Consider the following 25904-nt stretch of genomic DNA (forward strand, 5'->3'; position numbering starts at 1 on the left):
CGTCAGATCACTCCGTTCGACTTGAGCAGGCGCACTTCCTCGTCGCCGAGGCCGAGTTCGCCGACGTAGACCTCTTCGTTGTGCTCGCCGAGCAAGGGGGAGCTGGTCACCTCGACGGGGGAGTCGGACAGTTTGAGCGGGCTGCCGACGGTCACGAAGTCGCCGCGCTCGGGGTGGGGGACGGTGACGACCATGTCGTTGGCGGCGAGCGAACGGTCCTCGATGATCTCCCGGGTGGACAGGATCGGCCCGCACGGGATGTTGCGCGCGTTGAGCCGCTCCAGCACCTCCCACTTGGGCAGCGTCGAGGACCACTCCTCGATCAGCTGGAACATCTTGCCGAGCTTGGGCAGCCGCGCCTCGGGTGTCGCCCACTCGGGGTCGTCGGCCAGCTCGGGCCGGCCGATGAGCTCGCTGATCGGCTGCCAGCCGACGGGCTGCACGATGACATACACGTAGTCGTTCGGGCCGCCCGGCGCGCACTTGACCGCCCAGCCCGGCTGGCCGCCGCCGGACGCGTTTCCGGACCTGGGAACCTCGTCGCCGAAGTCGTCGTTGGGATATTCAGCGAGCGGCCCGTGTGCCAGGCGCTGCTGGTCCCGCAGCTTCACCCGGCACAGGTTCAGTACGGCGTGCTGCATGGCCACGTTGACCCGCTGCCCGCGCCCGGTGCGCTCCCGTTGATAGAGCGCGGCGAGGATGCCCGCCACGGCGTGCACACCCGTCCCCGAGTCCCCGATCTGGGCCCCCGTCGCCAGCGGCGGTCCGTCCTCGAAACCGGTGGTCGACATCGACCCGCCCATGGCCTGCGCGACGACCTCGTACGCCTTGAAGTTGGTGTACGGGCCCTCGCCGAACCCCTTGATGGAGGCGTAGACGATTCGTGGATTGATCTCCTGGATGCGATCCCAGGTGAAGCCCATCCGGTCCACCGCGCCCGGGCCGAAGTTCTCGACCATGACGTCGGAGCGCCGGATCAGCTCGGTGAGGATCTCCTTGCCGCGCTCGGTCTTGGTGTTGAGGGTGATGCTCCGCTTGTTGCAGTTGAGCATCGTGAAGTAGAGGGAGTCGACGTCCGGGAGGTCACGCAGCTGCTTGCGCGTGATGTCGCCGGTCGGAGCCTCCAGCTTGACGACGTCCGCGCCGAGCCAGGCGAGCAGCTGGGTCGCCGACGGCCCGGACTGGACGTGGGTCATGTCCAGGACACGGACGCCTTCGAGGGCCTTGGTGGAGGTAGCTGTCATCGGGGGCACCTCACTTGTACATGGTCTGGTTCATGGTTCCGGGGGCGTACGCGTCGGGGTCGACCCAGACGTTGATCAGCGACGGCTTGCCGGACTCGCGGGCGCGCCGCAGGGCCGGGCCGATGTCGGCGGGGTCGCGGACCTCCTCGCCGTAACCGCCCAGCATCTGGGCGAACTTGTCGTAGTGGACGTCGCCGAGGGTGTTGCCGACCCGGTCGCGGTCCTTGCCGTACTTGGCGGCCTGGCCGTAGCGGATCTGGTTCATGGAGGAGTTGTTGCCGACGATGCCGACGAACGGGAGGTTGTAGCGGACGAGCGTCTCGAAGTCCCAGCCGGTCAGGGAGAAGGCGCCGTCGCCGAAGAGCGCGACGACCTCCTTGTCGGGCCGCGCCTGCTTGGCCGCGAGCACGAAGGGGACGCCGACGCCGAGCGTGCCGAGGGGCCCCGGGTCCATCCAGTGCCCGGGCGACTTGGGCTGGACGACCTGCCCGGAGAAGGTGACGATGTCGCCGCCGTCGCCGATGTAGATGGAGTCCTCGGTGAGGAAGTCGTTGATCTCGCTGACCAGGCGGTAGGGGTGGATGGGTGAGGCGTCGGACTTCAGATTCGGCTGCCGCTTCTCCAGGGCGGTCTGCTCGGCGGCCCGCAGCTCGTCCAGCCACTCCTTGCGCTGGGAGGCGCCGCCGTTGATGCGCCCGGAGGCCGCCTCGGTCACGGACTTCAGGACCAGCCCGGCGTCGCCCACGATGCCGAGGTCGATGTCGCGGTTCTTGCCGACGGTGCGGTAGTCGAGGTCGATCTGCACGACGGTCGCGTCCGGCGACAGCCGCTTGCCGTAGCCCATGCGGAAGTCGAAGGGCGTACCGACGATGACGATGACGTCGGCGTTGGAGAAGGCGTACCGGCGCGAGAGCTGGAAGTGGTGTGGGTCGCCGGGCGGGAGGGTGCCGCGTCCCGCGCCGTTCATGTAGGCGGGGATGTTGAGGGTCCTGACGAGTTCGATGGCCGACTCGGTGCCCCGGGTGGTCCACACCTGGCTGCCGAGCAGGATGGCCGGCTTCTCGGCGTGCACCAGCAGGTCGGCGAGCTTCTCGATCGCCTCGGGGTCGCCGGCCGAGCGGGTCGAGGCGCGGTAGGCGCCGTCCTGCGGCACGCGCGCCTTGGCGGCGGGGACCTTGGCGTCCAGCACGTCGCGCGGGATCTCCAGGAAGGAGGGGCCGGGCGCGCCGTGGAAGCACTCGCGGAACGCCATGGACACCATGTCCGCGGCACGGGCCGTGTCGGGCACGGTCGCCGCGAACTTGGTGATGGGGTTCATCATGTCGACGTGCGGCAGGTCCTGGAGGGACCCCATCTTGTGCTGTGTGAGGGCTCCCTGGCCGCCGATCAGCAGCATCGGTGACTCTGCGCGGAAGGCGTTGGCGACACCGGTGACGGCGTCGGTCGTTCCCGGCCCCGCGGTGACCACCGCGCAACCGGGCTTGCCGGTGATGCGCGCGTAACCGTCGGCGGCGTGGGCGGCGACCTGCTCGTGGCGTACGTCGACGACCTCGATGCCCTCGTCGACGCAACCGTCGTAGATGTCGATGATGTGGCCGCCGCAGAGCGTGTAGATGCGGTCGACTCCCTCGGCCTTCAGCGCCTTGGCTACGAGATGACCACCGGAAATCAAGTCCTGGGTGTCGTCGGGCATGGCGAAGTCCTGTCCCTTCGTAGGGGGTTGGAGCGGCTCGCAGTACATTGCATACAGTCGACGAATACTGTATGAAGCTTGTTATCCCGCATCCGATGGGTGGTGTCCAGGGGGCGTGCGGCATTTTCGGGCGACTGGGGGTCGTTCCCCAGAAGACACAGCAGTCAGGAGCCGAAATGGACCTGTACGAACACCAGGCAAGGGAACTCTTCGAGGAACACGGCATCTTGGTGCCGCCGGCCGAGGTGACCGGCTCGCCCAAGGAAGCACGCGAGATCGCACGCCGGCTCGGCGGGCGAGTCGTGGTGAAAGCCCAGGTGAAGACCGGCGGACGCGGCAAGGCCGGTGGCGTGAAACTCGCAGCTGACCCGGCCGCCGCGGAGCTGACAGCACGCCAGATCCTCGGCATGGACATCAAGGGCCACACGGTCGGCAAGGTCATGCTGGCCCAACCCGTGGACATAGCGGACGAGTTCTACGTGTCCTACGTACTCGACCGCGCGGCGGGCCGCTTCCTCGCGATCGCCTCGGCCGAGGGCGGCATGGAGATCGAGGAGGTCGCCGCCACGAGGCCGGAGGCGGTCGCCCGCATCCCCGTCGACCCGGCCGAGGGCGTGACCTCGGCCAGGGCCACCGAGATCGCCGACGCGGCCGGGCTGCCGCCCCAGGCCGTCGACGTCCTCGTCCGCCTGTGGCAGGTCCTGGTCCGCGAGGACGCCCTCCTCGTCGAGGTCAACCCTCTCGTCCGCACGACGCAGGGCCGGATCCTCGCGCTCGACGGCAAGGTCACCCTCGACGACAACGCGCGCTTCCGGCAGGCACGCTGGGGCGCGGACGACACCGGGCACGACGACCCGCTGGAGGCGGCCGCCGCCGCGAAGGGCCTCAACTACGTCAAGCTGGACGGCGAGGTCGGCATCATCGGCAACGGCGCCGGCCTCGTCATGTCGACCCTCGACGTGGTCGCCGGGTGTGGCGCGCGGCCGGCCAACTTCCTCGACATCGGCGGTGGGGCGAGCGCCCAGGTGATGGCGGACGGGCTGTCGGTCATCCTCTCCGACCCGGCCGTGAAATCCGTCTTCGTCAACGTCTTCGGCGGGATCACCGCCTGCGACGCGGTCGCCGACGGCATCGTGCAGGCCCTGGAAACCGTCCGGCTGACCAAGCCGCTCGTCGTCCGCCTGGACGGCAACAACGCGGCCCGGGGCCGGGCCGTTCTCGACGAGCACGCGCATCCGCTGGTCCAGCAGGTCACCACCATGGACGGCGCCGCCGCCCGTGCCGCCGAACTCGCCACCACGGCCTGAGGAGAGGGAACGTCATGGCCATCTACCTCACCAAGGAGAGCAAGGTCCTCGTCCAGGGCATGACCGGCGGCGAGGGCATGAAGCACACGCGGCGGATGCTCGCCGCCGGCACGAACGTCGTCGGCGGGGTGAACCCGCGCAAGGCGGGCCGCACCGTCGACTTCGACGACCGGGCCGTGCCCGTCTTCGGCTCGGTCGCCGACGGCATGCGTGCGACGGGAGCGGACGTCACCGTGGTCTTCGTGCCGCCCGCCTTCGCCAAGGCGGCCGTCGTCGAGGCCGCCGACGCCGGCATCGGCCTCGCAGTCGTCATCACCGAGGGCATCCCCGTCCACGACTCCGTCGCCTTCACCGCCTACGCGAAGGACAAGGGCACCCGCATCGTCGGCCCCAACTGCCCGGGCCTCATCACACCCGGCCAGTCCAACGCGGGCATCATCCCGGCCGACATCACCAAGCCGGGCCGTATCGGACTGGTCTCCAAGTCGGGCACTCTGACGTACCAGCTCATGTACGAGCTGCGGGACATCGGCTTCTCCACCTGCGTCGGCATCGGCGGCGACCCCGTCGTCGGCACCACGCACATCGACTGTCTCGCCGCCTTCCAGGACGACCCCGACACCGAACTGATCGTCCTCATCGGGGAGATCGGCGGCGACGCGGAGGAACGGGCGGCGGCGTACATCCGTGAGCACGTCACCAAGCCGGTCGTCGGCTACATCGCCGGTTTCACCGCACCCGAGGGCAAGACCATGGGGCACGCGGGCGCGATCGTGTCCGGTTCCTCCGGCACGGCCGCCGCGAAGAAGGAGGCCCTGGAGGCGGTGGGGGTGAGCGTGGGCAGCACACCGACCGAGACGGCGAAGCTGGTGCTCGCGCGGCTCGAAGGTCGCTAGCAGGCCCGCCGCGCCGACTCCGCCGCTTACCGGTCGGTTCACCCGCGCCGACTCCCTGGCCGATGACCGGTGGGCCTACCCGCGCCGACTCCCTGGCCGATGACCGGTGGGCCTACCCGCGCCGACTCCCTGGCCGATGACCGGTGGGCCTACCCGCGCCGACTCCCTGGCCGATGACCGGTGGGCCTACCCGCGCCGACTCCCTGGCCGATGACCGGTCGGCCCACCCGCGCCGACTCCCCGGCCCCTTACCAGCCCACGCACGCCGACCCCCTGGCCGGCACCGCCCCACTCGCGCCGATTCCCCGGCCGATTGCCGGGCCACCCACCCCCGCCGAATTCCCCGCCCCGACTGTGCACCGAGAGCGGAGCAACGCATGGCACCCACCCTCACCCTCAAGACCGGCACGTCCTGGCCCGACGCGTGGCGGCGTTGTCTCGCCGTCGCCCCCGAGGCCTTCCGCGACGACCGGGCGCTCAACCTCTGGAACGGCGCCTGGCAGGACGACGGCCGGGTCCTGCCCGCCGTCAGCCCCGTCGACGGCAGCCCGGTCGCCGGCCCGCCACGCCTGGACGGAACCACCGCCCACCGGGCCGTCTGCGCCGCACTCGACCAGCACCGCGCCTGGCGGCACCTCCCCCTGGAGGAGCGCCGGGCCCGGGTCGCGGCCACCCTCGACGCCCTCGCCGAACACCGCGGTCTGCTCGCGCTGCTGCTCGTCTGGGAGATCGGCAAGCCCTGGCGGCTCGCCCAGGCGGACGTCGACCGGGCCATCGACGGAGTCCGCTGGTACGTCGACGGCATCGAACCGATGCTCGCCGGGCGCGCCCCGCTGGACGGCCCGGTGTCCAACATCGCCAGTTGGAACTACCCGATGAGCGTGCTCGTTCACGCAGTGCTGGTCCAGGCACTGGCAGGTAACGCGGTCATCGCCAAGACCCCGACCGACGGCGGTGTCGCCTGTCTGACCCTGGCCTGTGCCCTCGCCGCCCGCGAGGGGATCCCCGTGACCCTCGTCAGCGGCAGCGGAGGCGAGCTGTCGCAGGCGCTGGTGCGGGCGCCCGAGATCGGCTGCGTCTCCTTCGTCGGCGGCCGTGACACCGGCGCCGACGTTGCCACGGCCGTCGCCGACCTCGGCAAACGACACGTCCTCGAACAGGAAGGACTCAACACCTGGGGCATCTGGAACTACTCGGACTGGGACACGCTCACCGCGGTGATTCCCAAGCTCTTCGACTACGGCAAGCAGCGCTGCACGGCGTACCCGCGCTTCGTCGTCCAGCGGCACCTGTTCGACGCGTTCCTGGCGGCGTACCTCCCGGCGGTGCGTACGCTCAGGGTCGGGCATCCGCTCGCCGTGGAGCACCCGCACGACCCTCACCCGGAGCTGGACTTCGGGCCGGTGATCAACGTGGCCAAGGCGAAGGAACTGCAGGACCAGGTCGCCGAGGCGATCGAGCGCGGCGCCGTACCGCTGCACCGCGCCACGCCCGACGACGCCCGCTTCCTGCCCGGCCAGGACACCTCCGCCTACGTCCAGCCTGTCACGCTCCTCAACCCGCCCTCGTCCTCTCCGCTGCACCACGCGGAGCCGTTCGGCCCGGTCGACACGATCGTCCTGGTCGACACGGAGGCGGAGCTGCTGGCCGCGATGAACGCCTCCAACGGTGCACTGGTCGCCACGCTGTCCACGGACGACCGGGCGACGTACGACCGGCTCGCCCCGCACATCCGCGCGTTCAAGGTCGGCCACGGCAGGCCCCGCTCCCGGGGCGACCGCGACGAACTGTTCGGCGGGCTCGGAGCTTCGTGGCGCGGCGCGTTCGTCGGCGGTGACCTGCTGGTGCGCGCCGTGACGCGGGGTCCTGAGGGGGAGCGGCTGCCGGGGAACTTCCCGGAGTACCAGTTGCTGCCCTGACGTAGGGGGGCGCGTCCGGCGCCGGTTCCCCGCGGTTCGCTGTGAGGAGCCGGCGTCGGACGCCGTGGCGGTCCGACGGGGCGTGGCCCGCCGTATCTGTGCGGCCTGTTGTCTGTAAGCGGCCTGCCACGGCGGGCCAGGCCTCCACGGCCGGGCCCCCGGGCCTGGCCTCCCCGGACCGGTCCCGGGCGCGCGGCGCGACGCGGCGCGGCGCTCCGAGGCGTCGCTCAGCCGATGCCCTGCCGGTCCGGGCGCAGGGCGAAGTCCCGGTCCGACGCGGTCGGGGCCGCCAGGTCGACGGCCTGCCGGAGCAGTTCGCGATGACGCAGCAGCGGCTCGCGGCGTTCCGGTGGTGCGAGCAGGAGCAGGTCGTCGAGACCGGCCAGCATGCGCCGGGAGATTTGCGGACTGTCGACGGCGCATCCCCGTACCTCGGCGAACCCGAGATCCACCAGCTCGGTCCAGTCCGGCACCGGCTGCACGAGTCGCACCGCACCGGCCCGGTCCCGGTGCAGGGCGGCGTCCAGCGGCCGTCGGCTCAGCGCTGCCAGGAACTGGACGACACGGTCCAGCGCCTGCACGGCGGTCGTCGGATCGTTGATCGCGGGCGACAGGGCGCGCAACGCGATGTCGGACAACTGCCGCAGCCCGAAACCGAGATCCTGGTGGTAGGTCCGCTCCACCCCCACCGAGACCGCGTACCGCAGCACCCGGCGCGGCGGGACCGGGCCGCCGTGGACCGCCAGCACGGGCATGCCCGGCACGACGAAGTCCCCGATCCGCGGGATCAGCCGCAGCACGACCCCGTGCCTGCGCGCCGCCCGCACCAGCCGCGCGACGTGCACGTCCCGCAGCACCCCGGCCCGGCCCTCGTGCGGCACCCACGCGGTCACGGCGTCCAGGCCGGGGGTCTCCTGCCCGACCGCCGGCACGGGCGTCGAGGCGATCACCCGGAACGACTCCGAGGCGATCCGCGCGATCACATGGCTGATCCGCATCAGCCTCAGCGTGGAGTTCACGTACAGCACGAAGAGCAGCAGGCTCAGCCCGACCATGCAGAGGGTGAGCACCGACTGCACCAAGGGCACCGACGTGACGGCCCGGGGGTCCTCGACACTGTCGAAGCTCGTCAGGACCAGCAGGGTCAGCACGAAGGTGGCCAGGAACACCGCGAAGGTCGCCTTGGTGATCCGGCTCCGGACGAAGAGCCGCACGACGCGCGGCGTGAACTGCCCGCTCGCCATCTGCACGGCCACCAGCGAGATGCTGAAGACCACACCGATGAAGGTCATCATCGCCGAGCCGACCGCGCTCACCACGGCCTTCGCGTCCTCCGCGAACCGCAGCAGCTCGTCGAGCGTCTCGTAGTCCCGGTCCTCCTGGAGCGCGTCGACGATCGCCGTGTCGAGCGCCTGCGCCCCCACCCAGACCACGAACACGCTCACCATCGCAGCGGTCGGGGCGAACCAGAACGTGTCCCGCAGATGTTCCCTGAGCGGTGACAGCGCACGTGGGCGACGCCCCGCCGAGGAGCTCTGCGTAACCATCCAGTCACTCATGGTGCGACCCTAGAGGTATCGGAGCGTGAGGTCCGGGACCCCCGCCAGGGGGACGGAAACGCAGGTGAAAGGCACTCCGAAACCTTGGTATTGTTGTCCGTGTCGCCGCGGGGAACACCCCTGGCAAGGCGGCAGACACCTGGTCCGGGTGGCGGAATGGCAGACGCGCTAGCTTGAGGTGCTAGTGCCCTTTATCGGGCGTGGGGGTTCAAGTCCCCCCTCGGACACAGACCAGCTCGGGCGGGTCGAGATCTTCTCGATCCGCCCGAGCTGTTGTGCGTCATCCCTCCCGCACCTCAGCGCCGGTACTCCCGCAGCTTGCGGTACAGCGTCGCCCGGCCGATCCCCAGCGCGGCCGCCGCGCGTGCCTTGTTGCCGCCGTGGCGGCGCAGCGCCTCCAGGATCGCGGCGCGCTCGGCGTGCTCCATCGGGCTGAGCGGGCGCGCGGCCGGCCCCTCGCGGACGGCGTCCGGCAGCTCCGCCCGGCGCACCGGCCCGGTCGCCCGCCGCCGCTCCGCCAGGGCCCGTACGACATGGGCCAGCTCGGTGACGTTCCCGGGCCAGGGGTACTGCTGGAGCGCACGCAGGGCGTCCAGGGTCCAGGTCAGCGGCGGCTGCCCGGGCGCCGTGCGGGGTGCGAGGGCCGGCAGGAGTTCCCGTATGTCCTCGGTGCGTTCGCGGAGCGGCGGCAGGGTCACCGAGCGGGCGGACAGTTTGTCCAGCAGACGCGCGAGGCAGGGGCCGACCGGTGCGCCGGGCGTGTAGGTGATCAGCAGCCGGGTGTCCGGGTGCTGGTCGAGCAGGGAGTTCAGCGCCGCCACGCCGGGCTGCGCCAGGCGCTCGGCGTGACGGAGGAGGAGCGGGCGGCCGGGCTGCCACGCGGGCAGAGCCTCGCCGAGGCCGGGGTCCCGCGCCGCGTCGGCGGCCTGGACGGGGCCCGGGCCGAACAGCTCCCGCGCCAGCGCCGACTTGCCCGTGCCGCGCTCGCCGGTGAGCAGCAGGGGCTCCCGGGAGCGGGCCAGTTCGACGGCATGGCCGACGGCGTGCCGCCAGGGGACCGAGGAGCCGGTCAGTGCGACCGGCGAGGGCGAGGCCGGGGCCGGGGGCGCCGGATCGTCGAGGGGGTCCAGTGCGGCCACGATCCCGAGGGTCCTGCCGTTCAGGCGTACCGGCGTGACATGCGCGGTGCACCCGGCTCCCTCCGGCAGCTCCGCGAAGCCCGTGACGTCCGTGCCCCGGGCGCCGGTCGCCGCACGCTCCAGCACCGCGAGGACCTCGGGCGTCAGCAGCCGCTGGGCCGCGTCGCTGACCAGCCGGTTGCGGCCGTCGAGGGCCGCCACCGCCCGGTTCTGCCCCCGCGCCGCCCGCACGTAGGCGTCCAGCAGCACCCGCTCGCCCCGCCCTGCCCGCGCCCGCAGCTCGGTCTCGACCGCGGCGACCGTCGCCTCGGCGAGCGCCGCCTGTGGATGCGGCCGGCCCGCGGCGGACAGCCGGGACGCGACCGTCAACGTGCCCAGCACCTGCCCGCTCTCCGGGCCGAGCACCGGGACGCTGACCGCGGACACGTCCTGCCACCGGTCGAGGAAGTGCTCGGGCCCGTGCACCTCGGCCCGGCTCCGGGCGCGCAGGGCGAGGGCCGCGCTGTTGTTGCCGACCTCCTGCTCCGACAGCACGGCGCACCCATCCAGCCCGGGCACGCTCCCCGCCGTCCACAGCACGCGCAGTCGTTCGTCGGTCAGCAGGAGCAGCGACCCGTCCAGGCTCAGTGCGGGGGCGATCCGGTCGAGCACCGGCCGGGCGGCATCGAGCAGTACCGACTCCCCGGGGAGCGGCACAGACGTCACCGGCTCCGCCAAGTCGTGCGGCACACCGAAGAACCGCGCCCGCCGCCACGCCGCGAGGACCTCCTCCGGGACGTCCGGGGGCAGCGGACGCTCCGACAGGAACCGCTCGCGGGCGGCGCTCAGCGAGGGCCGGGCGGCGGCTGCGGGGGAGGGGTCTGTGGCGGTCACGGCACGGACCACCGTAGCGGGTTCGGTTGAACGGGCAACAACTGCTGGGTCCGGCCCGCCTCACGGTGTCCGTCATGGGACGGCCCGCCCTACCGGCGATCTCGGAGGAAGACGGCCCGCCGCACGGTCTCGTGATGGGACGGCCTGCCCCACATGCGGACTCGCAGGGACGGCGCGCCCCACTTGCGGACTCGTAGGGAGACGGCCCGCCGCACGGTCTCGTGATGGGACGGCCTGCCCCACATGCGGACTCGCAGGGACGGCGCGCCCCACTTGCGGACTCGCAGGGACGGCGCGCCCCACTTGCGGACTCGCAGGGACGGCGCGCCCCACTTGCGGACTCGCAGGGACGGCGCGCCCCACTTGCGGACTCGCAGGGAGACGGCCCGCCGCACCGGGTGTCTCGTAATGAGACACCCGCGGCCCGCCGGAGCACGCCATGATCACGGACATCCGACTCCCCCACCGTATGACTCCACGCCGCCCGACCCCTCCGCAGGAGCACCCGTGTCCACCGTCGTCGAGACCGACGTCCTGATCGTGGGCAGCGGCCCGGCCGGTGCCTCGGCCGCGCTCGCCCTGAGCACCTACGGTGTCCCCAACATCGTGGTGACCCGCTACGCGAGCCTCGCCGACACCCCCCGGGCGCACATCACCAACCAGCGCACCATGGAGGTGCTGCGCGACCTCGGCGTGGAGCGGGAGGTCGTCGCCCAGGCCACCCCGCAGCACCTGATGGGCAACACGACGTTCTGCACCAGCCTGGCGGGCGAGGAACTGGGCCGGGTGCGCTCCTGGGGCAACGACCCGCTCGTGCAGGCCGAGCACGAACTCGCCAGCCCCACCCGCATGTGCGACATGCCGCAGCACCTCATGGAACCCGTCCTCGTCAACGCCGCCGTCGCCCGCGGCACCCGGCTCCGCTTCCAGAACGAGTACCTCTCCCACACCCAGGACGCCGACGGCGTCACGGCCACCGTCCGCGACCGGCTGCGCGGGGACACGTACGAGATCCGCGCCAAGTACCTGATCGGCGCCGACGGCGGACGGTCGAAGGTCGCCGCGGACGCCGGGCTGCCGATGGGCGGTCAGATGGGTGTGGCCGGCAGCATCAACATCGTCTTCGAGGCGGACCTGAGCAAGTACACCGCCCACCGCCCGTCCACCCTCTACTGGGTCCTCGCCCCGGGCGCGACGGTCGGCGGCATCGGCGCGGGGCTGGTGCGCTGCGTGCGCCCGTGGAACGAGTGGCTGATCGTCTGGGGCTACGACGTGAGCGCCGGGGCGCCCGACCTGACCACCGAGTACGCCGAGTCGGTCGTCCGGCAGCTCGTCGGCGACGACGACATCCCCGTGACCGTCAGGTCGTCGTCGGCGTGGACCGTCAACGAAATGTACGCCGAGTCGTATGCGAACGGCCGTGTCTTCTGCGCGGGCGACGCCGTGCACCGGCATCCGCCGTCCAACGGCCTCGGCTCCAACACCTCGATCCAGGACGCCTACAACCTCGCCTGGAAGCTCAAACTGGTCCTCGACGGCACCGCCCACCCCAGGCTGCTCGACAGCTACACCGCCGAGCGCGCACCGGTCGGCCGGCAGATCGTCACCCGGGCCAACCAGTCCATCCGGGAGACCGCCCCGGTCTTCGAGGCCCTCGACGGCCTCTCCCCGCAGACCCCCGAGCAGCTGTGGGCCAACATCGCCGCCCGCAAGGACGCCACCGAGGCCGCCGAGAAGCAGCGGGCCAAGCTGCGCGAGGCGATCGCCTTCAAGGTCTACGAGTTCAACGCGCACGGCGTCGACCTCAACCAGCGCTACCCCGCCGACGGTTCTGCCGCGATCGTCCCGGACGGCACCCCCGACCCCGGCTTTGCCCGGGACCCCGAGCTGTACCACCAGTCGTCCTCCCGGCCCGGCGCCCGGCTGCCCCACGCCTGGATCACCTCCGGCACCCGCACGCTCTCCACCCTCGACACCATCGGCCGGGGCCGCTTCACCCTGCTGACCGGCATCGGGGGAGAGGCCTGGGTGCGGGCGGCCGAGGCGCAGGAGGTGGAGATCGCCACGGTGGTGATCGGCCCCGGGCAGCCGTACGAGGACCCGTACGGCGACTGGGCGCGGCTGCGGGAGATCCCGGACGCGGGCGCCCTCCTCGTACGCCCGGACGGGTTCGTCGCCTTCCGGCACGCCGGCGCCGGTCCGGACACCGGGAAACTGCTCGCCGAGGACGCGGGAAAACTGCTCACCGACGCGCTGCGGCGCATCCTCGGGCATGCCTGAGCGCGCCATCATGGGAGCTGCGGAAGAGTCCGAAGCCTCGGAAGAGTCCGAAGCCTCGGAAGAGCCGGGAGCTTCGGAAGAGCCGGAAGCTGCTTCGGAAGTGCCGGACGAAGCGGACGTCGACGACGAGGAGCCGGGATGACCACCGACGCGACCGGGGCCGATGTCACCGAGCAGGCCCTCGCCGGCCTGCGCGGGACCGCGGACCCGAGGCTGGGCGAGCTGCTCACCGGCCTCGTCCGCCACCTGCACGACTTCGCACGCGAGACCCGGCTCACCCGGGAGGAGTGGGAGCGGGCGATCGCCTTCCTGACGGCGACCGGCCGGGCCTGCACCGACACCCGGCAGGAGTTCATCCTGTTGTCGGACGTCCTGGGCCTGTCCATGCTGGTGGAGACCCTGAACGGCGATCGCGCGGCGGAGGCGACCGAGTCGACCGTGCTGGGCCCCTTCCACCTGACCGAGTCGCCGGTCCGCGCGCTCGGCGACGACATCGACCTGGTGGGCGGCGGCGAGAGGTGCGTGGTCAGCGGCCGGGTGCGGTCCGCAGACGGCACGCCCCTGCCCGGCGCCGTCGTCGACGTCTGGCAGGCCGACGACAAGGGCTACTACGACGTCCAGCAGCCCGGCGTCCAGCCCGCGGGCAACGGACGCGGGCTGTTCACCGCAGACGCCGAGGGCCGCTTCTGGTTCCGCACCTGCGTCCCGGCGGCGTATCCGATCCCGACCGACGGCCCGGTCGGCGAGTTGCTGCGCGCTACACGGCGGCACCCCTACCGCCCCGCGCACATCCACTTCATCGCCGAGGCCGAGGGCCACACGCCCGTCACCACGCACATCTTCGTGGCCGGCGGCGACTACCTCGACTCCGACGCGGTGTTCGCCGTCAAGCAGAGCCTGGTCCAGGACTTCACAGAGACCGACGACCCGTCCCTGGCCCAGGAGTTCGGCGTGACGAACCCCTTCCGGCACGCAAGCTTCGACCTCGTCCTGGAGCGGACCGCATGACGTTCCAGGAGCAGTTCACGTACGAGACCCGGCCCGTGCGGGTCGTCTTCCGGCCCGGCGCGGCCGTCACGGCGACCCCGGACGAGGCGGCACGCCTGGGCCTGAGGCGCCTGCTCGTGGTGTGCGGCAGCCGTGGCGGGTCCGTGGCACGGACGGTGGCGGACGCCCTCGGCGGCAGGTGCGCCGGACTGCACCCCGGGGCGCGGATGCACGTGCCCGTCGAGGACGCCGACCGGGCCGTCGCTGCCGTCCGGGCGGCCGGTGCGGACGGCAGCGTCGCGGTCGGCGGCGGCTCCGCCATCGGGCTCGGCAAGGCCATCGCCCTGCGCACCGGACTGCCGCTGATCGCCGTGCCGTCGACGTACTCGGGCTCCGAGATGACCCCGGTGTGGGGCCTGACCGAGCACGGTGCCAAACGCACCGGCCGCGACCCGGTCGTCCAGCCCCGCAGCGTCGTCTACGACCCCCGCCTCACCCTCTCCCTGCCCCTCCCCCTGACCGTCACCAGCGGGATCAACGCGCTCGCGCACGCCGTCGAGGCGCTGTACGCCCCGGACGTCTCCCCGCTGGTCTCGGTCATGGCGGAGCAGGGCGTCCGGGCGATGACCGAGGCGCTGCCGCGGCTGGCCGCGGACCCGGAGGACCTGGACGCACGTGGCCGGGCCCTGTACGCGGCGTGGCTGTGCGGCGCGTGCCTCGGCACGACCACGATGGGGCTGCACCACAAGCTGTGCCACGTCCTCGGCGGCACCTACGGCCTGCCCCACGCCGAGACCCACACCGTCGTCCTGCCCCACGCCCTCGCCCACAACGCCCCCGCCGCCCCGCAGGCGTTGACCGTACTGAGCCGCGCCCTCGGAGGCACCGACGACGTGCCCCGCGCCCTCTGGGACCTGGCCGGCCGCCTCGGCGCCCCCCGCTCCCTCGCCGAACTGGGCCTCGCGAAGGCCGACGTGACCCCGGCGGCGGCCCGGGCCGCGGGCGAGCCGTACGCCAACCCGCGGGAGGTGACGGCGGAGGGGGTACGGGGGGTGCTGCTCGCCGCGTACGAAGGGGGCCCGCCGGAGCGCACCCGACGGAGCGTCCCTTAGCCAGGAACCGCTCTACGGACCCGCCGTGGGGCCGGCCGCGTTCCCACCCGGGGAGTGCCGGGCGATGAGACGCAGGACGGACCCGGCGAGTCTCATGATCCAGGCGTGGCGGTCTTCCGAATGGCCTGCAACCGTATCGTCGACCTGGCGTATGAGCCTGACGCCGCCCGCCAGGAGCCGCGGGCTGGGGCGCAGCAGAAGTACCGATGCGACGGAACGGGCCAGTCCCGGCCACTCCTGTTGCACACAGACGATGGCAGAAAGGCGGATCGCGGCGCCAAGGGCGGCACGATCCGTGTCCATGTGCTCGCGCAGGAGTGCGACGAGGGGTCTCGCCCACCGTTCCTCCGCGGTCGAGGCGGGGAGGTCCAACTGCAGGGCGAACGACCGTGCGAGGTCATCGATCGCCTCGTCCGCGCGACCGTCGTAGAGACGGGTGATGCCCCGCCCTCCGAGGCACCATGTGTGGTCGGGCGCCATGGCCAAGGCACGACTGAACGACTGCTCCGCCTCCTCCAGCCGGTGGGCCTCCCACAGCACCCATCCGTAGCGGGCGAAGGCGACGGGCGGTGCTTCGGCGAGCTCCGTCGCCTGTGCCAGCCGGGGCAGAGCCTCGTCGTCCCGTCCCAGGCAGTGCAGTGCCCAGCCCCGGTAGGCGAGGAGTGCGCTCCGGTGCGGGGAGGGAAGGAAGGTCTCGGCCAGCAGTCCGTCGGTGTGTTTGACGACCTCCGTGTGGCGGCCCAGTTGGCCGAGGAACTGAAGCATCGCCAGCCGGTACCAGGAGCCCGGCGGAGCGTACTGTGCCGCTCGCGTCATGCCCCGCAGGGCCTCGTCCCGACGCTGGGTCTCCCACAGGATCAGCGAGCGTTCGGCGTGGGCCGCCGCGTATGCGGGGTCGATCGCCAGGGCACGGTCCAGATCGGACAGCGCCGCCGCGACGTGCCCCTGCATCCGCAGCGCCTGAGCACGCCCGACGTAGGCCCAGTCGAGTTCCGGGTCCAGCTCGATGGCGCGTGTGTAGTCCGCTCGTGCCTGCTCCGGCCGGCCGGTCAGCAGGTACGTGAGGGCGCGCTCCACGTGGGCCACCGCATGGTCCGGTGCCAGCGTGAGAGCCGCGGCGAAGTCCGCGTGTGCCTGGGCATATCGCTCAGCGCGGCGATGGGCCCGGCCACGAACGAGTCTGGCCCGCAACTGGCCGGGGGCGGGCAGCCCCGGATGTCGCAGCAGAACGTCCAGCGTGCCCACCGCGGCCGACGCTTCCTGCCCAGGAGCGGACGTCAGCCTGTCCCCCCACGTGGTCAGGGCTTCGTCCGCCGTGTCCGCCGCCGCCTGTGCCAACAACTGGGCCCAGCGGCGCACCGCGCCTCCGTCGTGCTCACATGCCTCGGTGATCTCCTCCAGCGCCTCGGGAAGGGCTTGCCGGGGATCGGCGCACAGCCGGTGATACGTCTCGTTGCAGCGGTAGTCACGCCACAGGGGATCGGTCCAGCGGTCCTCTTCGGGCAGCCCCTCCTCGCACCGCACTCGCCACGAGCGGTAGAGCTCGGCAAGAGACGTGTGGTCCTGCTGCCAGCGCGAGGGTGACTGCGTCCGTTGCAGACGCAGCATGGGCGTACGGACGACGTCGTGGTACCGGCACTGGCCGGCCCGGTCGGTCACGAAGGCGAGTCCGCGCACCCAGGGATACTGGTCGACGGCCTCCGGCGGGACTACGGAACGGTAGACGTCCTCGTTGAAGCGAAGGGGAAGGGCGCAGGCCAGGGCAGCGGTGCGTCGAGCCGGGTCGGTCTCCCACTTGAGGAAGCGCTCGACCGCGGTACCGGACGGGTCAGCCACCGCCCCCGCGTCGGAAGGCCGCGCCTGCGCGAGCGTGTGGACGAGAACGGGCAGCCGGCCCGACAGATGCAGGATCACCTCCACCACTTGCTCGACGGTGATGCCTTGCAAGGCCAGGAGCGCCCGCGCCTCCTGCTCGGTGAAGACGTCCAGGCTGACGTCGTTGACCAGGTCCAGCCAGTCGCCCCAGAACCGTGTGTCGAGACGCCCCTGCCCGGCCAGCACGATCTGCACGTTCGCCGCCAGCGCACCGTGTACATCGGTGAAGGCGATGTCGCGCAGCCAGGCATCCAGTGCGGGGCCGGTGCGTTCGTACACGTCGATGAAGAGGACGACCCACGGCCGCCGCTCCGCCAGCTCCGCCAGGTCCGCCAGGAATACCGGCGTGAGCACCCCGACGGGATCCAGAAGCAGCCGCACGTCGTCGGGGGAGCGCAGACGGCCGCCGACCGCGGAACTCAAACGATGTGCCCCCTCGACGACCTGCGCCGCGTCCACCGCCCCGGCGAGCGCGCCCACCACGGGTACCATCCCGAGGCCCGCGAGACCGACCTGCGCCGCGATGGTCCGGGGCAGGGACGGCGGGGGTGACTGTTCCCCGATGCTCTCCTCCTGAGGAGGCTGCGCTCTCAGCGCCTGCTGGGCCTCATGCAGCCGCTGCTGATAGTGCGCCAACCGCTTGTCGAACCTCTTCATCGGAAGCTCGTGACGGCTCAGCCGCTCGCTGATGGCCGCCATCGCCTCGACAGCACTGTGAACGGGATCGGCGAGGTGCACCGCGGCAGCGCCGTGCTCGTCGGCGATGGCGACCCACTGCCGCAGCAAAGACGTCTTGCCCACACCGGCGATGCCGTGCACATGGTGGAGGAACCGGTAGTCGTCCGCCTCCGGATTCCGGCCGAGATTGGTCCGGAAGGTGCTGATCTCATCACGTCTTCCGACGAAGCCGCTTCGTCGTCGACGGCGGACCAAGTCCTGCCGCGTGAGCCGTCGTTCCGCCAATGCGCCCACCCCCTGCGCATCAGTATGGGAACACGGGGCATCTCTTCTCAGACTTACGGACAGAAGATGACCGCAAGCCTTCCTAGGGTCGCGACATGACCCAGACGCAGAAGATTCTTGTCACCGGCGCCACCGGAACCGTCGGCCGTCAGATCGTCGCCGAGCTGCTCGACCGGGGCCACGAGGTGCGTGCCCTGACGCGTGACGCCGCGAAGGCCTCCTTTCCGGCCGGTGTCGAGGTCGTCGAGGGCGACCTCACCGAGCCGGACGGCCTGGCCGCGGCCCTGGAGGGTGTCACCGGCCTCCATCTGATCACCTTCGGCGGTGCGGCCTTCAGCCCGCTGGAGACCGGCCCCCGGCTCCTGGAGCTCGCCCGCTCCGCCGGAGTCCGCCGCGTCACCGTGCTGCACGGCGGCGGTCCCACCCCGCTGGAGGACGCGGTACGTGCCGACGACGGCGTGGACTGGACCGTGCTCATGCCGGTCGAGTTCATGGCCAACGCCCTGGAGTGGGCCGACGGGATCGTGGCAGCCGGCGAGGTGCGAGAGCCGTTCGTCGACCGGCTGAGCGCCATGGTCCACGAGGGCGACATCGGCGCCGTCGCCGCGGTCGCGCTCACGCAGGAGGGACACGGCGGCCAGGAGTACGTGATCACCGGCCCCGAGGTGCTGACCGTCGGCGACAAGGTGAAGACGATCGCCGCAGCCGTCGGCCGGGAGGTCACCCTGATCGAGCTGACGCAGCAGCAGGCCCTCGCGCAGTGGCGGGCGGCGGGCCTCCCCGAGGACGTCATCGGCTTCCTGCTGGAGGCATACGGGAACACACCGGAGGTGGGCCGTACGGTCTCCGGCACCGTCGAGAAGGTCACCGGCCGCCCCGCGCGCACCTTCGCCCAGTGGGCCGCCGAACACGCGGACGCCTTCAGGGGGCAGTCCTGACTGTCTCGTATTGAGACACCCGCGCCGGAGCCCGGTCCGTCAAGATCGACAAGGGGGTGTGACCGCAGCAAGGTGCGGCCGTAGGCGTGCGATGAACCGCCGTCGGCCGGCCGCACACCCGAAGAAAGGTGACCACCATGGCCCTCGCACTGCTCCGGCGCCGGTGGCTCAAGAGCACCCCCGCCGCAGCGGCGGGCCTCGCCCTCCCCCTCCCCGCCGGCGCGGGTGCAGTCGCCCGCGAGGTCGTCGACCCGATGGGCTCGCCGCTGGCCGCGGCGGACGTCACCGTCACCGCCCTGGACACCCACCGCGTCGCCGCCCGCGGCACGACCGACCCGTACGGCTACTTCCTCGCGACGCTGCCGCCCGGCCGCTACAGCCTGCTCATCTCGGCGGAGGGCCTGCGGCCGCACCGCGAGACGATCGAGACGGGCCCGGGCACCCCGGCCACCGAACGCGTCTGGCTGCAGCCCGCCGAGGCGCTCCAGTTGCCGACGCCCGGAACCTGGCTCTTCGACCCGCCGCACACGGCGATCCGGTTCATCGCCAAGCACGTCGGCATGGCCCATGTGCACGGCCGCTTCGAACGCTTCGAGGGCGGCATCCGGATAGCCCCGGACATGACCGACTCCCGCGTCCACGTCCGCATCGACGCATCCAGCATCACCACCGGCAACAGCACCCGCGACAACCACCTGCGGTCCGCCGACTTCCTCGACGTCGAGCGCTTCCCGCACATCGACTTCACGAGCGCGCGCTTCGCCTACCGGGGCGGCAGCAAGTGGACACTGCAGGGCTCTCTCACGATGCACGGCGTCAGCCGCTCGGTGGCCCTGGACACGACGTACCTCGGCACCGTGAACGGCGGCTACGGCCAGGAGTTGCGCTGCGCGGCCCTGGCGACGGCGGAACTGCACCGCGAGGACTACACGCTCAACTGGCGTTCCATGCTCGCCCGGGGCATCGCCGTGGTCGGCCCGACCGTCCAACTGGAGCTCGACGTCCAGGCTATGTACCGCACCCATGACACGCCTACTCCGCCGGAGTAGTGGTCCGGCCCGGGCCTCTGAGGGCCCGGGCCGGCCTTCGCGCCCTCGGCTCCGCCACACGGGTGAGCCGCGTCTACCCGGCGTTGGGCCACTCCTGCGGCGGGCGGGGCGGTTCCGGACCGGTCCGTCGCTGCGCCGCCCGGGCATGCTCCGCGCGCAGGGCCGTCAGACACGGCCAGAGATCCGGCGCCGGCTGCTTCGAGCACGCCAGACAGTGCTCGATCCGGCAGCGCTGCGATCTGTCCGGCGGGCACACCCCGTACACCGTGACCCGGCCGTCCGACAGAGTGATCCAACCTCCCACCGAGCTGACGGAACTCAGGTGCAGCACGGGGAACGCAGCACGGGGAACGAGGCCGAGAGGCGTCGGACAAGCCGGTTGAGGCATTCTCCGTTGTCCGTGGTCGCCCATGGGATGACCCGGGACCCTGCGACCTCCGGTTGCGTCGGCTTCTTCTCGAATTCCCACAGGTCTTCCAGGTCTTCGGCCTGGTTCTCTGCCCATTCGAGGAGGTCGTAGTTCTCGTTGGGGCAGCCGGGCTCTAGTCGGCGCTCCGCGACCCCGCGGGCCGCTCCTGTGCCTGTTCCAGCCGGAGCGGGAGCCGTGCGGCGAGGTGGTCGAGGAGTGCGCTGACCCGTCGCGGGACGTGCCCGTCCTCCTCCAGCAGGGCATAGATGTCGGCGGCCGGTGTCGGCAGGTGCGGCAGGACCCTGACCAGCTCGCCTCGCTCCAGATGTGGTCCGACGTGCCACTCGGAGCGCATGATCACACCACGGCCCTCCAGCGCCCAGCCGGTCACCACGTCACCGTCGTTGCTGGACAGGCTGCCCTGCACCCGCACATGCCGGGGACAGTCCGCGTCCCCGAAGCGCCACAGCGCGAAATCGCTCTCGTTCTCCCGCAGCACGATGCAGTCGTGGTGCGCCAGATCCTCGATCCCCGCCGGGGTGCCGTGCCTGGCGAGATAGGACGGCGACGCGCAGGGCACCCGCCGGTTCCTGGCAAGGCGCCTCATGCGCAGTGAGGAATCGGGCGGCATGCCGACGTGGACGGCCACGTCGAACTCACGCTGGTGGGGCCGCAGCGGAAGCGCGGACGTCTGCATCCGGACGTGCAGTTCGGGATGGGCCGCGGCGAACTCGCCGAGCAGCGGCGCGATGTGCGCACGGCCGAGGCCCAGGGTGGCTTCGACGACCAGCGACCCGCGCAGCCCCCCGGCCGTGTCGGTGATGGTGTCTTCCAGTTCGCGTACCTGGTCGAGGATCGCCTCGACGCGCGCCGCGTACAGCTCGCCTTCCGACGTCAGCACGAGCCGGCGGGCGCCGCGCTGCACGAGCCGGACGTCCAGGCGGTGCTCCAGTGCGCTGAGGCGCTTGCTGACGACGGGCAGCGAGCAACCGAGTTCACGCGACGCGGCCGTCAGCGTCTCGCTCGACGCGACCACGTGGAAGAACCGCAAGTCATCCACGACTGAACGGCTCTTGGGCCAGGGGCGGCCAGAACGCCGAGAGCTTTCCATGGGGGAAAACGTACCTTGCCGATTACGGGCTTGTAACGGCTGTCGCCGCTGGCCAAGGTAGGACCCAGTCGCGCTGTGGCCGGGACGCCTCCGCAGGCAGTGCCCGCCACTTCACTTGCGCATCAATCACATGGACGGGGAGTGATGTCGTGCCGCAGACCTATCGCATCGCGGCGATTCCGGGTGACGGAATCGGCCGCGAGGTCGTCCCGGAGGGACTGCGGTGCCTGCGAGCCGCTGCCGAGGCGCACGGCTTCGAACTCGACGTCACGGACTTCGAGTTCGCCAGTGCCGACTACTGGCTGAACCACGGCACGATGCTGCCCGAGAACTGGCGGGACGTACTCGGTGCGTTCGACGCGATCTTCTTCGGCGCGGTCGGATGGCCGGAGGTGGTCCCGGACCATGTGTCGCTGTGGGGCAGCCTGCTCCAGCTGCGGCGGGGCTTCGACCAGTACGTCAACCTGCGTCCCGTCCGGCTGTTGCGCGGCGTCCGCAGTCCGCTGCGTGACCACCGGCCGGGCGACATCGACTTCTACGTCGTGCGGGAGAACACCGAAGGCGAGTACTCCAGCATCGGCGGCCGGATCTTCGAGGGCACCGACCGCGAGACGGTGGTCCAGGAAACGGTCATGACACGGACCGGCGTCGACCGCGTGCTGCGCTATGCCTTCGAACTCGCCTCGTCGCGCCCGGGCAAGCACCTGACCTGGGCGACGAAGAGCAACGGGATCTCGATCTCCATGCCCTACTGGGACGAGCGCGCCACCGAGATGGCCGCCCGATACCCGGACGTGACCGCCGACAAGGACCACATCGACATCCTGTCCGCGAAGTTCGTCCTCCAGCCCGACCGGTACGACGTGGTCGTCGCCAGCAACCTGTTCGGTGACATCCTCTCGGACCTGGGCCCGGCCTGTACCGGAACGATCGGCATCGCCCCCAGCGCCAACATCAACCCCGACCGCTCCTTCCCCAGCCTCTTCGAGCCGGTGCACGGCTCGGCGCCGGACATCGCCGGTCTCGGTGTCGCCAACCCCGTCGGTCAGATCTGGAGCGGTGCCATGATGCTCGCCCACCTCGGCGAGCACCAGGCGGCCGCGCACGTCGTGGCGGCGATCGAGAACGTCCTGGACGAGCAGCCCCATGTGGTCACCCCCGACCTCGGGGGCCCGGGGACCACGGTGGGGCTGGGGAAGGCCATCGCGGCCCGGATCGCGGCGAGGCCGCTCGCCGGCCATGGCGGGGGAGGGGCGGCCGGCGACCCGGCCGGTCGCGCGGTCGAAGGAGGGATCCCGGCGTTATGACCAGATCTGTCTCCGACCCGGTCGGCGTTGAGCTGTGCTGGGACCGGCTCGCAGCCGCCACCGACGAGGCGGCCTCGACGATGCTGGGCACGGCGTTCCCCGCGATCACCCGGGAGTCGAACGGCTGCACCGTCTTCCTGATGGACCGCGCGGATTGCGCGATGGCCGAGCCGCGGGCCGGCGTCCCCGCCCTGATGAGTTCACTGACCGAGCTGGTCCTCGAACGGTTCCCGGCGGACGACTGGCAGGACGGCGACAGCGTCATCACGAACGCCCCGTGGATCGCCACCGGGCACGTGCCCGACATCGCCATGATCTCCCCGGTCTTGCACCGCGGACGGCTCGTCGCGTTCGCGGGCACCGTGGCGCACTCACAGGGCATCGGCGGCACGCCCTCGATGAACGCCATCGAGCCGCTCTGCGAGGGCGTCCTGATTCCTTCGCTGCGGCTGTTCCCTGCCGGGTGGGTCGAGCCGGGGGTCAAGGACCTGCCGTCGGCGAGCGTGCGACGGGCGGACCAGGTCTGGGGCGGCTTGGAGGCGCAGGCCGCGGTGCACGCCGTGTGCCGCCGACGCGCCCGGGAAGTTCTCACCGACTTCCGTGAGCAGGACTTCGAGGCGTTCGCGGCCCAGGTCCACGCGGTGACCGACGCCGCGATGCGGGCAGGTGTCCGAGACCTGCCCGACGGTGTCCATCGCGCAGCCCTGGACGCGGACGGCGTCGACGGCCACCCCACCCCCATCGACTGCACGGTGACCGTTCGCGGCGAGGAGATCGGGATCGACTGCACCGGCGGTTCCCCAGGTGCCCTTCACGACGAACTCGACGCTGAACGTTCCACGCCACCAGCACGCACAACCTGTCCAGCAGCTGTCCAGCACGGTGGCGGCGCGAAGGGACGACCCGTATGACGACGGTGTCAGCAGGCCGGCCGACGCGTACCCGGCGCATCACGTTCCTGGTCGCACTCGCGGTCTTCGCACAGGAGTCGACCTGGAACTTCTACGAATCCCAGGTTCCGCCGCTCCTGCGGGAGCACCTCACCAGCGCGGCCGTCGTGGGTCTGCTGATGGGGATGGACAACCTGCTCGGCATCTTCATCCAGCCGTGGATCGGCAACAGGTCCGACCGGACGAGGACCTCCTGGGGCCGGCGGATGCCCTACCTGGTGGTCGGGATGCCGACCGCTGCCGCGCTGTTCATCCTCATCCCGCACAGCGCGGGGTCCTTGCCGCTCCTGATCGCGGTGCTGTTCTCGTACGCGCTCGTCGCCAACACCTTCAAGCCGATCGCCGAGGCGCTCGTACCGGACTTCATCGCACCCGAGCGACGGAGCCGGGCCAACGCCGTGGTCAAGATCGCTTCGAGCGTCACGGCCATCGTCGCCGCGTTCATCAGCATCTTCCTGGTCGACAACCACCTGAGCCTGGCCTTCGCGATCCCCGCTGTCATCATGCTGATCTCGATCGGGGTGCTCGCGGCCACCGTGCGCGACAACCGGTCCCCGGCCTACCAGGCGGCGGTGGCCGAGTGCGAAGAGGAGGGCGATGCCGAGCGCATCGAACCACGGGTCCGGGACACCTTCATCGAGATCGTCAAGGACTCCGACCGCAGCCGGCTCCTACTGCTCCTCGCGATCCTCCTCTTCGGCAGTGCATGGGCCGCGTCCCGCTCCCTGATCACGCCGTACGGGATGGAAGCCCTGGACATGTCACGAGGAGACGCGGGCGGCATCACCCTGCCCAGCGGCATCGCCTTCATCCTGGCGGCCTACCCGGCGGCCGTGCTCGCCGAGCGTCACGGACGGCTCCGGGTCATGGCCCTGGGCATGTCGGTCTTCGCCGGCGCCATGGTCCTGGGGACGCTCATCCAGACGCCGACGGGGGCCACCGTGACCCTGTGCCTCGCGGCCGCCGGCGCGGCCTGCTTCCTGGTCAACGCGGTGGTCGTCCTGTGGAACCTGGCACCTTCGGCGCGGGTCTTCGGGACCTACGCCGGTATGTACACCGTCGGCTGGGCCGGCGGCGGCTTCGTGGGCCCGGCGGTGGTCGGCGGGATGGTCGACATCAGCGGCTGGCCCCTGATGCTCATGGACATCGCCATCGTCGCCGCGCTGTCGATCGTCGTCGTAGCCAGGATAGGTGTGCTGCAGCGGCGCGCCGTCCCGACCCTCGCGAAGTAGTCAGCCCCTCCACGCAGCGCGGCGCCCATTCGGCGCCCGGCGCAGCCAGAGACGAGGAAACCGTGCCCCGCATTCTGATCACCACCGACCATCTGCGGCCCGACGACGAGGCCGATCACCATCTCCGGGCGCACGGCCACACGACGGTACACGTGCCGTTCATCGGACGGCCTGGGCCCGAGCAACTCGTCGCCGCCCTCGACGGGATCGACGCCGCGCTCGTCGGCCATGAGTCCCTGACCGCCCAGGTCCTTCGTGAGGCGCCTCGCCTGCGCGCCATCGTGCGAACCGGCGTCGGCTACGACTCGATCGACATCACCGCCGCCGGCCGGCTCGGCATCACGGTGAGCAACCTGCCGGGAATCAACGCGAACGCCGTGGCCGAGTACACCCTGGGTCTGCTGCTGGCGGCCGCGCGGCGGCTGGTGCAGAGCGCGGCGGGGGTCGCTGCCGGCCGGTGGCCGAGGGAGGACGGTCACGAACTGCGTGGCTCCACGCTCGGCCTGATCGGGTACGGGTCGGCTGCGCGCGCCGTGGTGCCGCTGGCCCGGGCCTTCGGCATGAAGGTGCTCTGCACGACCGGTGTGCCGGAGGACCAACGGCCGGACCCGTCGGTGCGGTTCGTCGAGCTCCCCGAACTGCTGGCGGCGTCCGACTACGTGTCGGTGCACACCGCGTTGACGGACCGCACACGAGGTCTCCTGGACGCCTCCGCCTTCCGGCGGATGAAGTCGACTGCGGTACTGGTCAACACCGCGCGGGGCGCCGTCGTCGACGAACGGGCCCTGGCCGACGCCGTGCGCACCGGCGAGATCGCAGCGGCGGCCCTCGACGTGGTGACTGAGGAGCCGCTCCCGGTCGACAGCCCGCTGCGGGACGTCGAGGGAATCGTCGTCTTCTCCCATCTCGCGGGCCAGACCGCCGAAGCCCGTGCCGCCGCGGGCCTGGCAGGGGCCGCCGAGGTGGTGGCCGCCCTCGAGGGCCGCCCCCGTTTCGCGGTGAACGCCCATCTGCTGCCCCGCACGGCCACCGCCCGGTCCGACGGGTGACACCCACCCGCC

At 71.5% G+C, this 25904-nt stretch carries 20 protein-coding genes and 1 tRNA gene; 14 read left to right on the forward strand and 7 right to left on the reverse strand.

What is annotated here, in order from left to right; genetic code table 11:
• Positions 1 to 2: 2 nt before the first annotated feature.
• Together frc and A4E84_RS33845 are read right to left on the reverse strand one after the other, a co-directional pair.
• On the reverse strand, positions 3 to 1244 hold the full coding sequence (gene frc / locus A4E84_RS33840; RefSeq protein WP_062930183.1) for a formyl-CoA transferase: 1242 nt from the start codon (positions 1242 to 1244) through the stop codon (positions 3 to 5).
• Between the two features lie 10 nt (positions 1245 to 1254).
• On the reverse strand, positions 1255 to 2937 hold the full coding sequence (locus A4E84_RS33845; RefSeq protein WP_062930184.1) for a thiamine pyrophosphate-binding protein: 1683 nt from the start codon (positions 2935 to 2937) through the stop codon (positions 1255 to 1257).
• 176 nt (positions 2938 to 3113) lie between these two features.
• Between A4E84_RS33845 and sucC the strand changes: the two genes are divergently transcribed.
• The 3 genes from sucC to A4E84_RS33860 all read left to right on the forward strand — a co-directional run bounded on the left by sucC (position 3114) and on the right by A4E84_RS33860 (position 7059).
• Complete coding sequence (gene sucC / locus A4E84_RS33850; RefSeq protein WP_062930185.1) at positions 3114 to 4244, forward strand: ADP-forming succinate--CoA ligase subunit beta; 1131 nt, start codon at positions 3114 to 3116, stop codon at positions 4242 to 4244.
• A gap of 14 nt (positions 4245 to 4258) precedes the next feature.
• Positions 4259 to 5140 (forward strand): succinate--CoA ligase subunit alpha, encoded by an 882-nt coding sequence (sucD, locus tag A4E84_RS33855; protein ID WP_062930186.1) that lies wholly within the window; start codon positions 4259 to 4261, stop codon positions 5138 to 5140.
• 377 nt (positions 5141 to 5517) lie between these two features.
• Positions 5518 to 7059: an aldehyde dehydrogenase family protein gene (locus tag A4E84_RS33860; RefSeq protein ID WP_062930187.1), complete on the forward strand. Its 1542-nt coding sequence runs from the start codon at positions 5518 to 5520 to the stop codon at positions 7057 to 7059.
• Positions 7060 to 7286: 227 nt separating this feature from the next.
• On the opposite strand, the gene A4E84_RS33865 is transcribed toward A4E84_RS33860, so the two are convergent.
• On the reverse strand, positions 7287 to 8618 hold the full coding sequence (locus A4E84_RS33865) for a DUF2254 domain-containing protein (RefSeq protein ID WP_062930188.1): 1332 nt from the start codon (positions 8616 to 8618) through the stop codon (positions 7287 to 7289).
• Between the two features lie 142 nt (positions 8619 to 8760).
• On the opposite strand from A4E84_RS33865, the gene A4E84_RS33870 reads away from it, so the two are divergent.
• Positions 8761 to 8845: transfer RNA gene (locus A4E84_RS33870), tRNA-Leu, on the forward strand.
• Between the two features lie 69 nt (positions 8846 to 8914).
• Here the strand turns inward: A4E84_RS33870 and A4E84_RS33875 are convergent.
• Entirely contained in the window at positions 8915 to 10630 is a 1716-nt protein-coding gene (locus A4E84_RS33875) for a sigma-54-dependent Fis family transcriptional regulator (RefSeq protein WP_062931718.1), read from the reverse strand.
• 507 nt (positions 10631 to 11137) lie between these two features.
• Here A4E84_RS33875 and A4E84_RS33880 point away from each other — a divergent pair.
• The 4 genes from A4E84_RS33880 to A4E84_RS33890 are packed head-to-tail and all read left to right on the forward strand — an operon-like array spanning position 11138 to position 15009.
• The gene (locus tag A4E84_RS33880) at positions 11138 to 12910 is read left to right on the forward strand and encodes an FAD-dependent oxidoreductase (RefSeq protein ID WP_062930189.1); all 1773 of its coding nucleotides are present in this window, start codon (positions 11138 to 11140) and stop codon (positions 12908 to 12910) included.
• Positions 12903 to 13052: a hypothetical protein gene (locus tag A4E84_RS43105; protein ID WP_159029646.1), complete on the forward strand. Its 150-nt coding sequence runs from the start codon at positions 12903 to 12905 to the stop codon at positions 13050 to 13052. The genes A4E84_RS33880 and A4E84_RS43105 overlap by 8 nt, the downstream gene beginning before the upstream one ends.
• Positions 13049 to 13918, forward strand: a complete 870-nt coding sequence (locus tag A4E84_RS33885; RefSeq protein ID WP_062930190.1) for a dioxygenase family protein — start codon at positions 13049 to 13051, stop codon at positions 13916 to 13918. The genes A4E84_RS43105 and A4E84_RS33885 overlap by 4 nt, the downstream gene beginning before the upstream one ends.
• The gene (locus A4E84_RS33890) at positions 13915 to 15009 is read left to right on the forward strand and encodes a maleylacetate reductase (RefSeq protein WP_062930191.1); all 1095 of its coding nucleotides are present in this window, start codon (positions 13915 to 13917) and stop codon (positions 15007 to 15009) included. The genes A4E84_RS33885 and A4E84_RS33890 overlap by 4 nt, the downstream gene beginning before the upstream one ends.
• A gap of 12 nt (positions 15010 to 15021) precedes the next feature.
• On the opposite strand, the gene A4E84_RS33895 is transcribed toward A4E84_RS33890, so the two are convergent.
• Positions 15022 to 17847, reverse strand: a complete 2826-nt coding sequence (locus A4E84_RS33895; RefSeq protein ID WP_062930192.1) for a tetratricopeptide repeat protein — start codon at positions 17845 to 17847, stop codon at positions 15022 to 15024.
• 95 nt (positions 17848 to 17942) lie between these two features.
• On the opposite strand from A4E84_RS33895, the gene A4E84_RS33900 reads away from it, so the two are divergent.
• Entirely contained in the window at positions 17943 to 18785 is an 843-nt protein-coding gene (locus tag A4E84_RS33900; RefSeq protein ID WP_062930193.1) for an NmrA family NAD(P)-binding protein, read from the forward strand.
• 137 nt (positions 18786 to 18922) lie between these two features.
• The gene (locus A4E84_RS33905; RefSeq protein WP_062930194.1) at positions 18923 to 19834 is read left to right on the forward strand and encodes a YceI family protein; all 912 of its coding nucleotides are present in this window, start codon (positions 18923 to 18925) and stop codon (positions 19832 to 19834) included.
• 73 nt (positions 19835 to 19907) lie between these two features.
• Here A4E84_RS33905 and A4E84_RS44065 read toward each other — a convergent pair whose 3' ends face one another.
• Both A4E84_RS44065 and A4E84_RS33910 read right to left on the reverse strand, forming a co-directional pair.
• Positions 19908 to 20339: a DUF6083 domain-containing protein gene (locus A4E84_RS44065; protein WP_335340847.1), complete on the reverse strand. Its 432-nt coding sequence runs from the start codon at positions 20337 to 20339 to the stop codon at positions 19908 to 19910.
• Positions 20340 to 20376: 37 nt separating this feature from the next.
• Positions 20377 to 21303, reverse strand: a complete 927-nt coding sequence (locus A4E84_RS33910) for a LysR family transcriptional regulator (protein WP_237305039.1) — start codon at positions 21301 to 21303, stop codon at positions 20377 to 20379.
• Positions 21304 to 21503: 200 nt separating this feature from the next.
• On the opposite strand from A4E84_RS33910, the gene A4E84_RS33915 reads away from it, so the two are divergent.
• From A4E84_RS33915 to A4E84_RS33930, 4 genes are all read left to right on the forward strand, one after another.
• Positions 21504 to 22661, forward strand: coding sequence for a tartrate dehydrogenase (locus A4E84_RS33915; RefSeq protein WP_079129218.1), 1158 nt, complete (start codon positions 21504 to 21506; stop codon positions 22659 to 22661).
• Positions 22658 to 23572 (forward strand): hydantoinase B/oxoprolinase family protein, encoded by a 915-nt coding sequence (locus tag A4E84_RS33920; protein WP_062930196.1) that lies wholly within the window; start codon positions 22658 to 22660, stop codon positions 23570 to 23572. The genes A4E84_RS33915 and A4E84_RS33920 overlap by 4 nt, the downstream gene beginning before the upstream one ends.
• Entirely contained in the window at positions 23569 to 24843 is a 1275-nt protein-coding gene (locus A4E84_RS33925; RefSeq protein WP_062930197.1) for an MFS transporter, read from the forward strand. Before A4E84_RS33920 ends, A4E84_RS33925 begins: the two co-directional genes overlap by 4 nt.
• A gap of 62 nt (positions 24844 to 24905) precedes the next feature.
• Complete coding sequence (locus A4E84_RS33930; RefSeq protein WP_062930198.1) at positions 24906 to 25892, forward strand: phosphoglycerate dehydrogenase; 987 nt, start codon at positions 24906 to 24908, stop codon at positions 25890 to 25892.
• The last annotated feature ends 12 nt before the right edge of the window (positions 25893 to 25904 follow it).

The sequence above is a fragment of the Streptomyces qaidamensis genome, from assembly GCF_001611795.1.
Lineage (GTDB): Bacteria > Actinomycetota > Actinomycetes > Streptomycetales > Streptomycetaceae > Streptomyces > Streptomyces qaidamensis.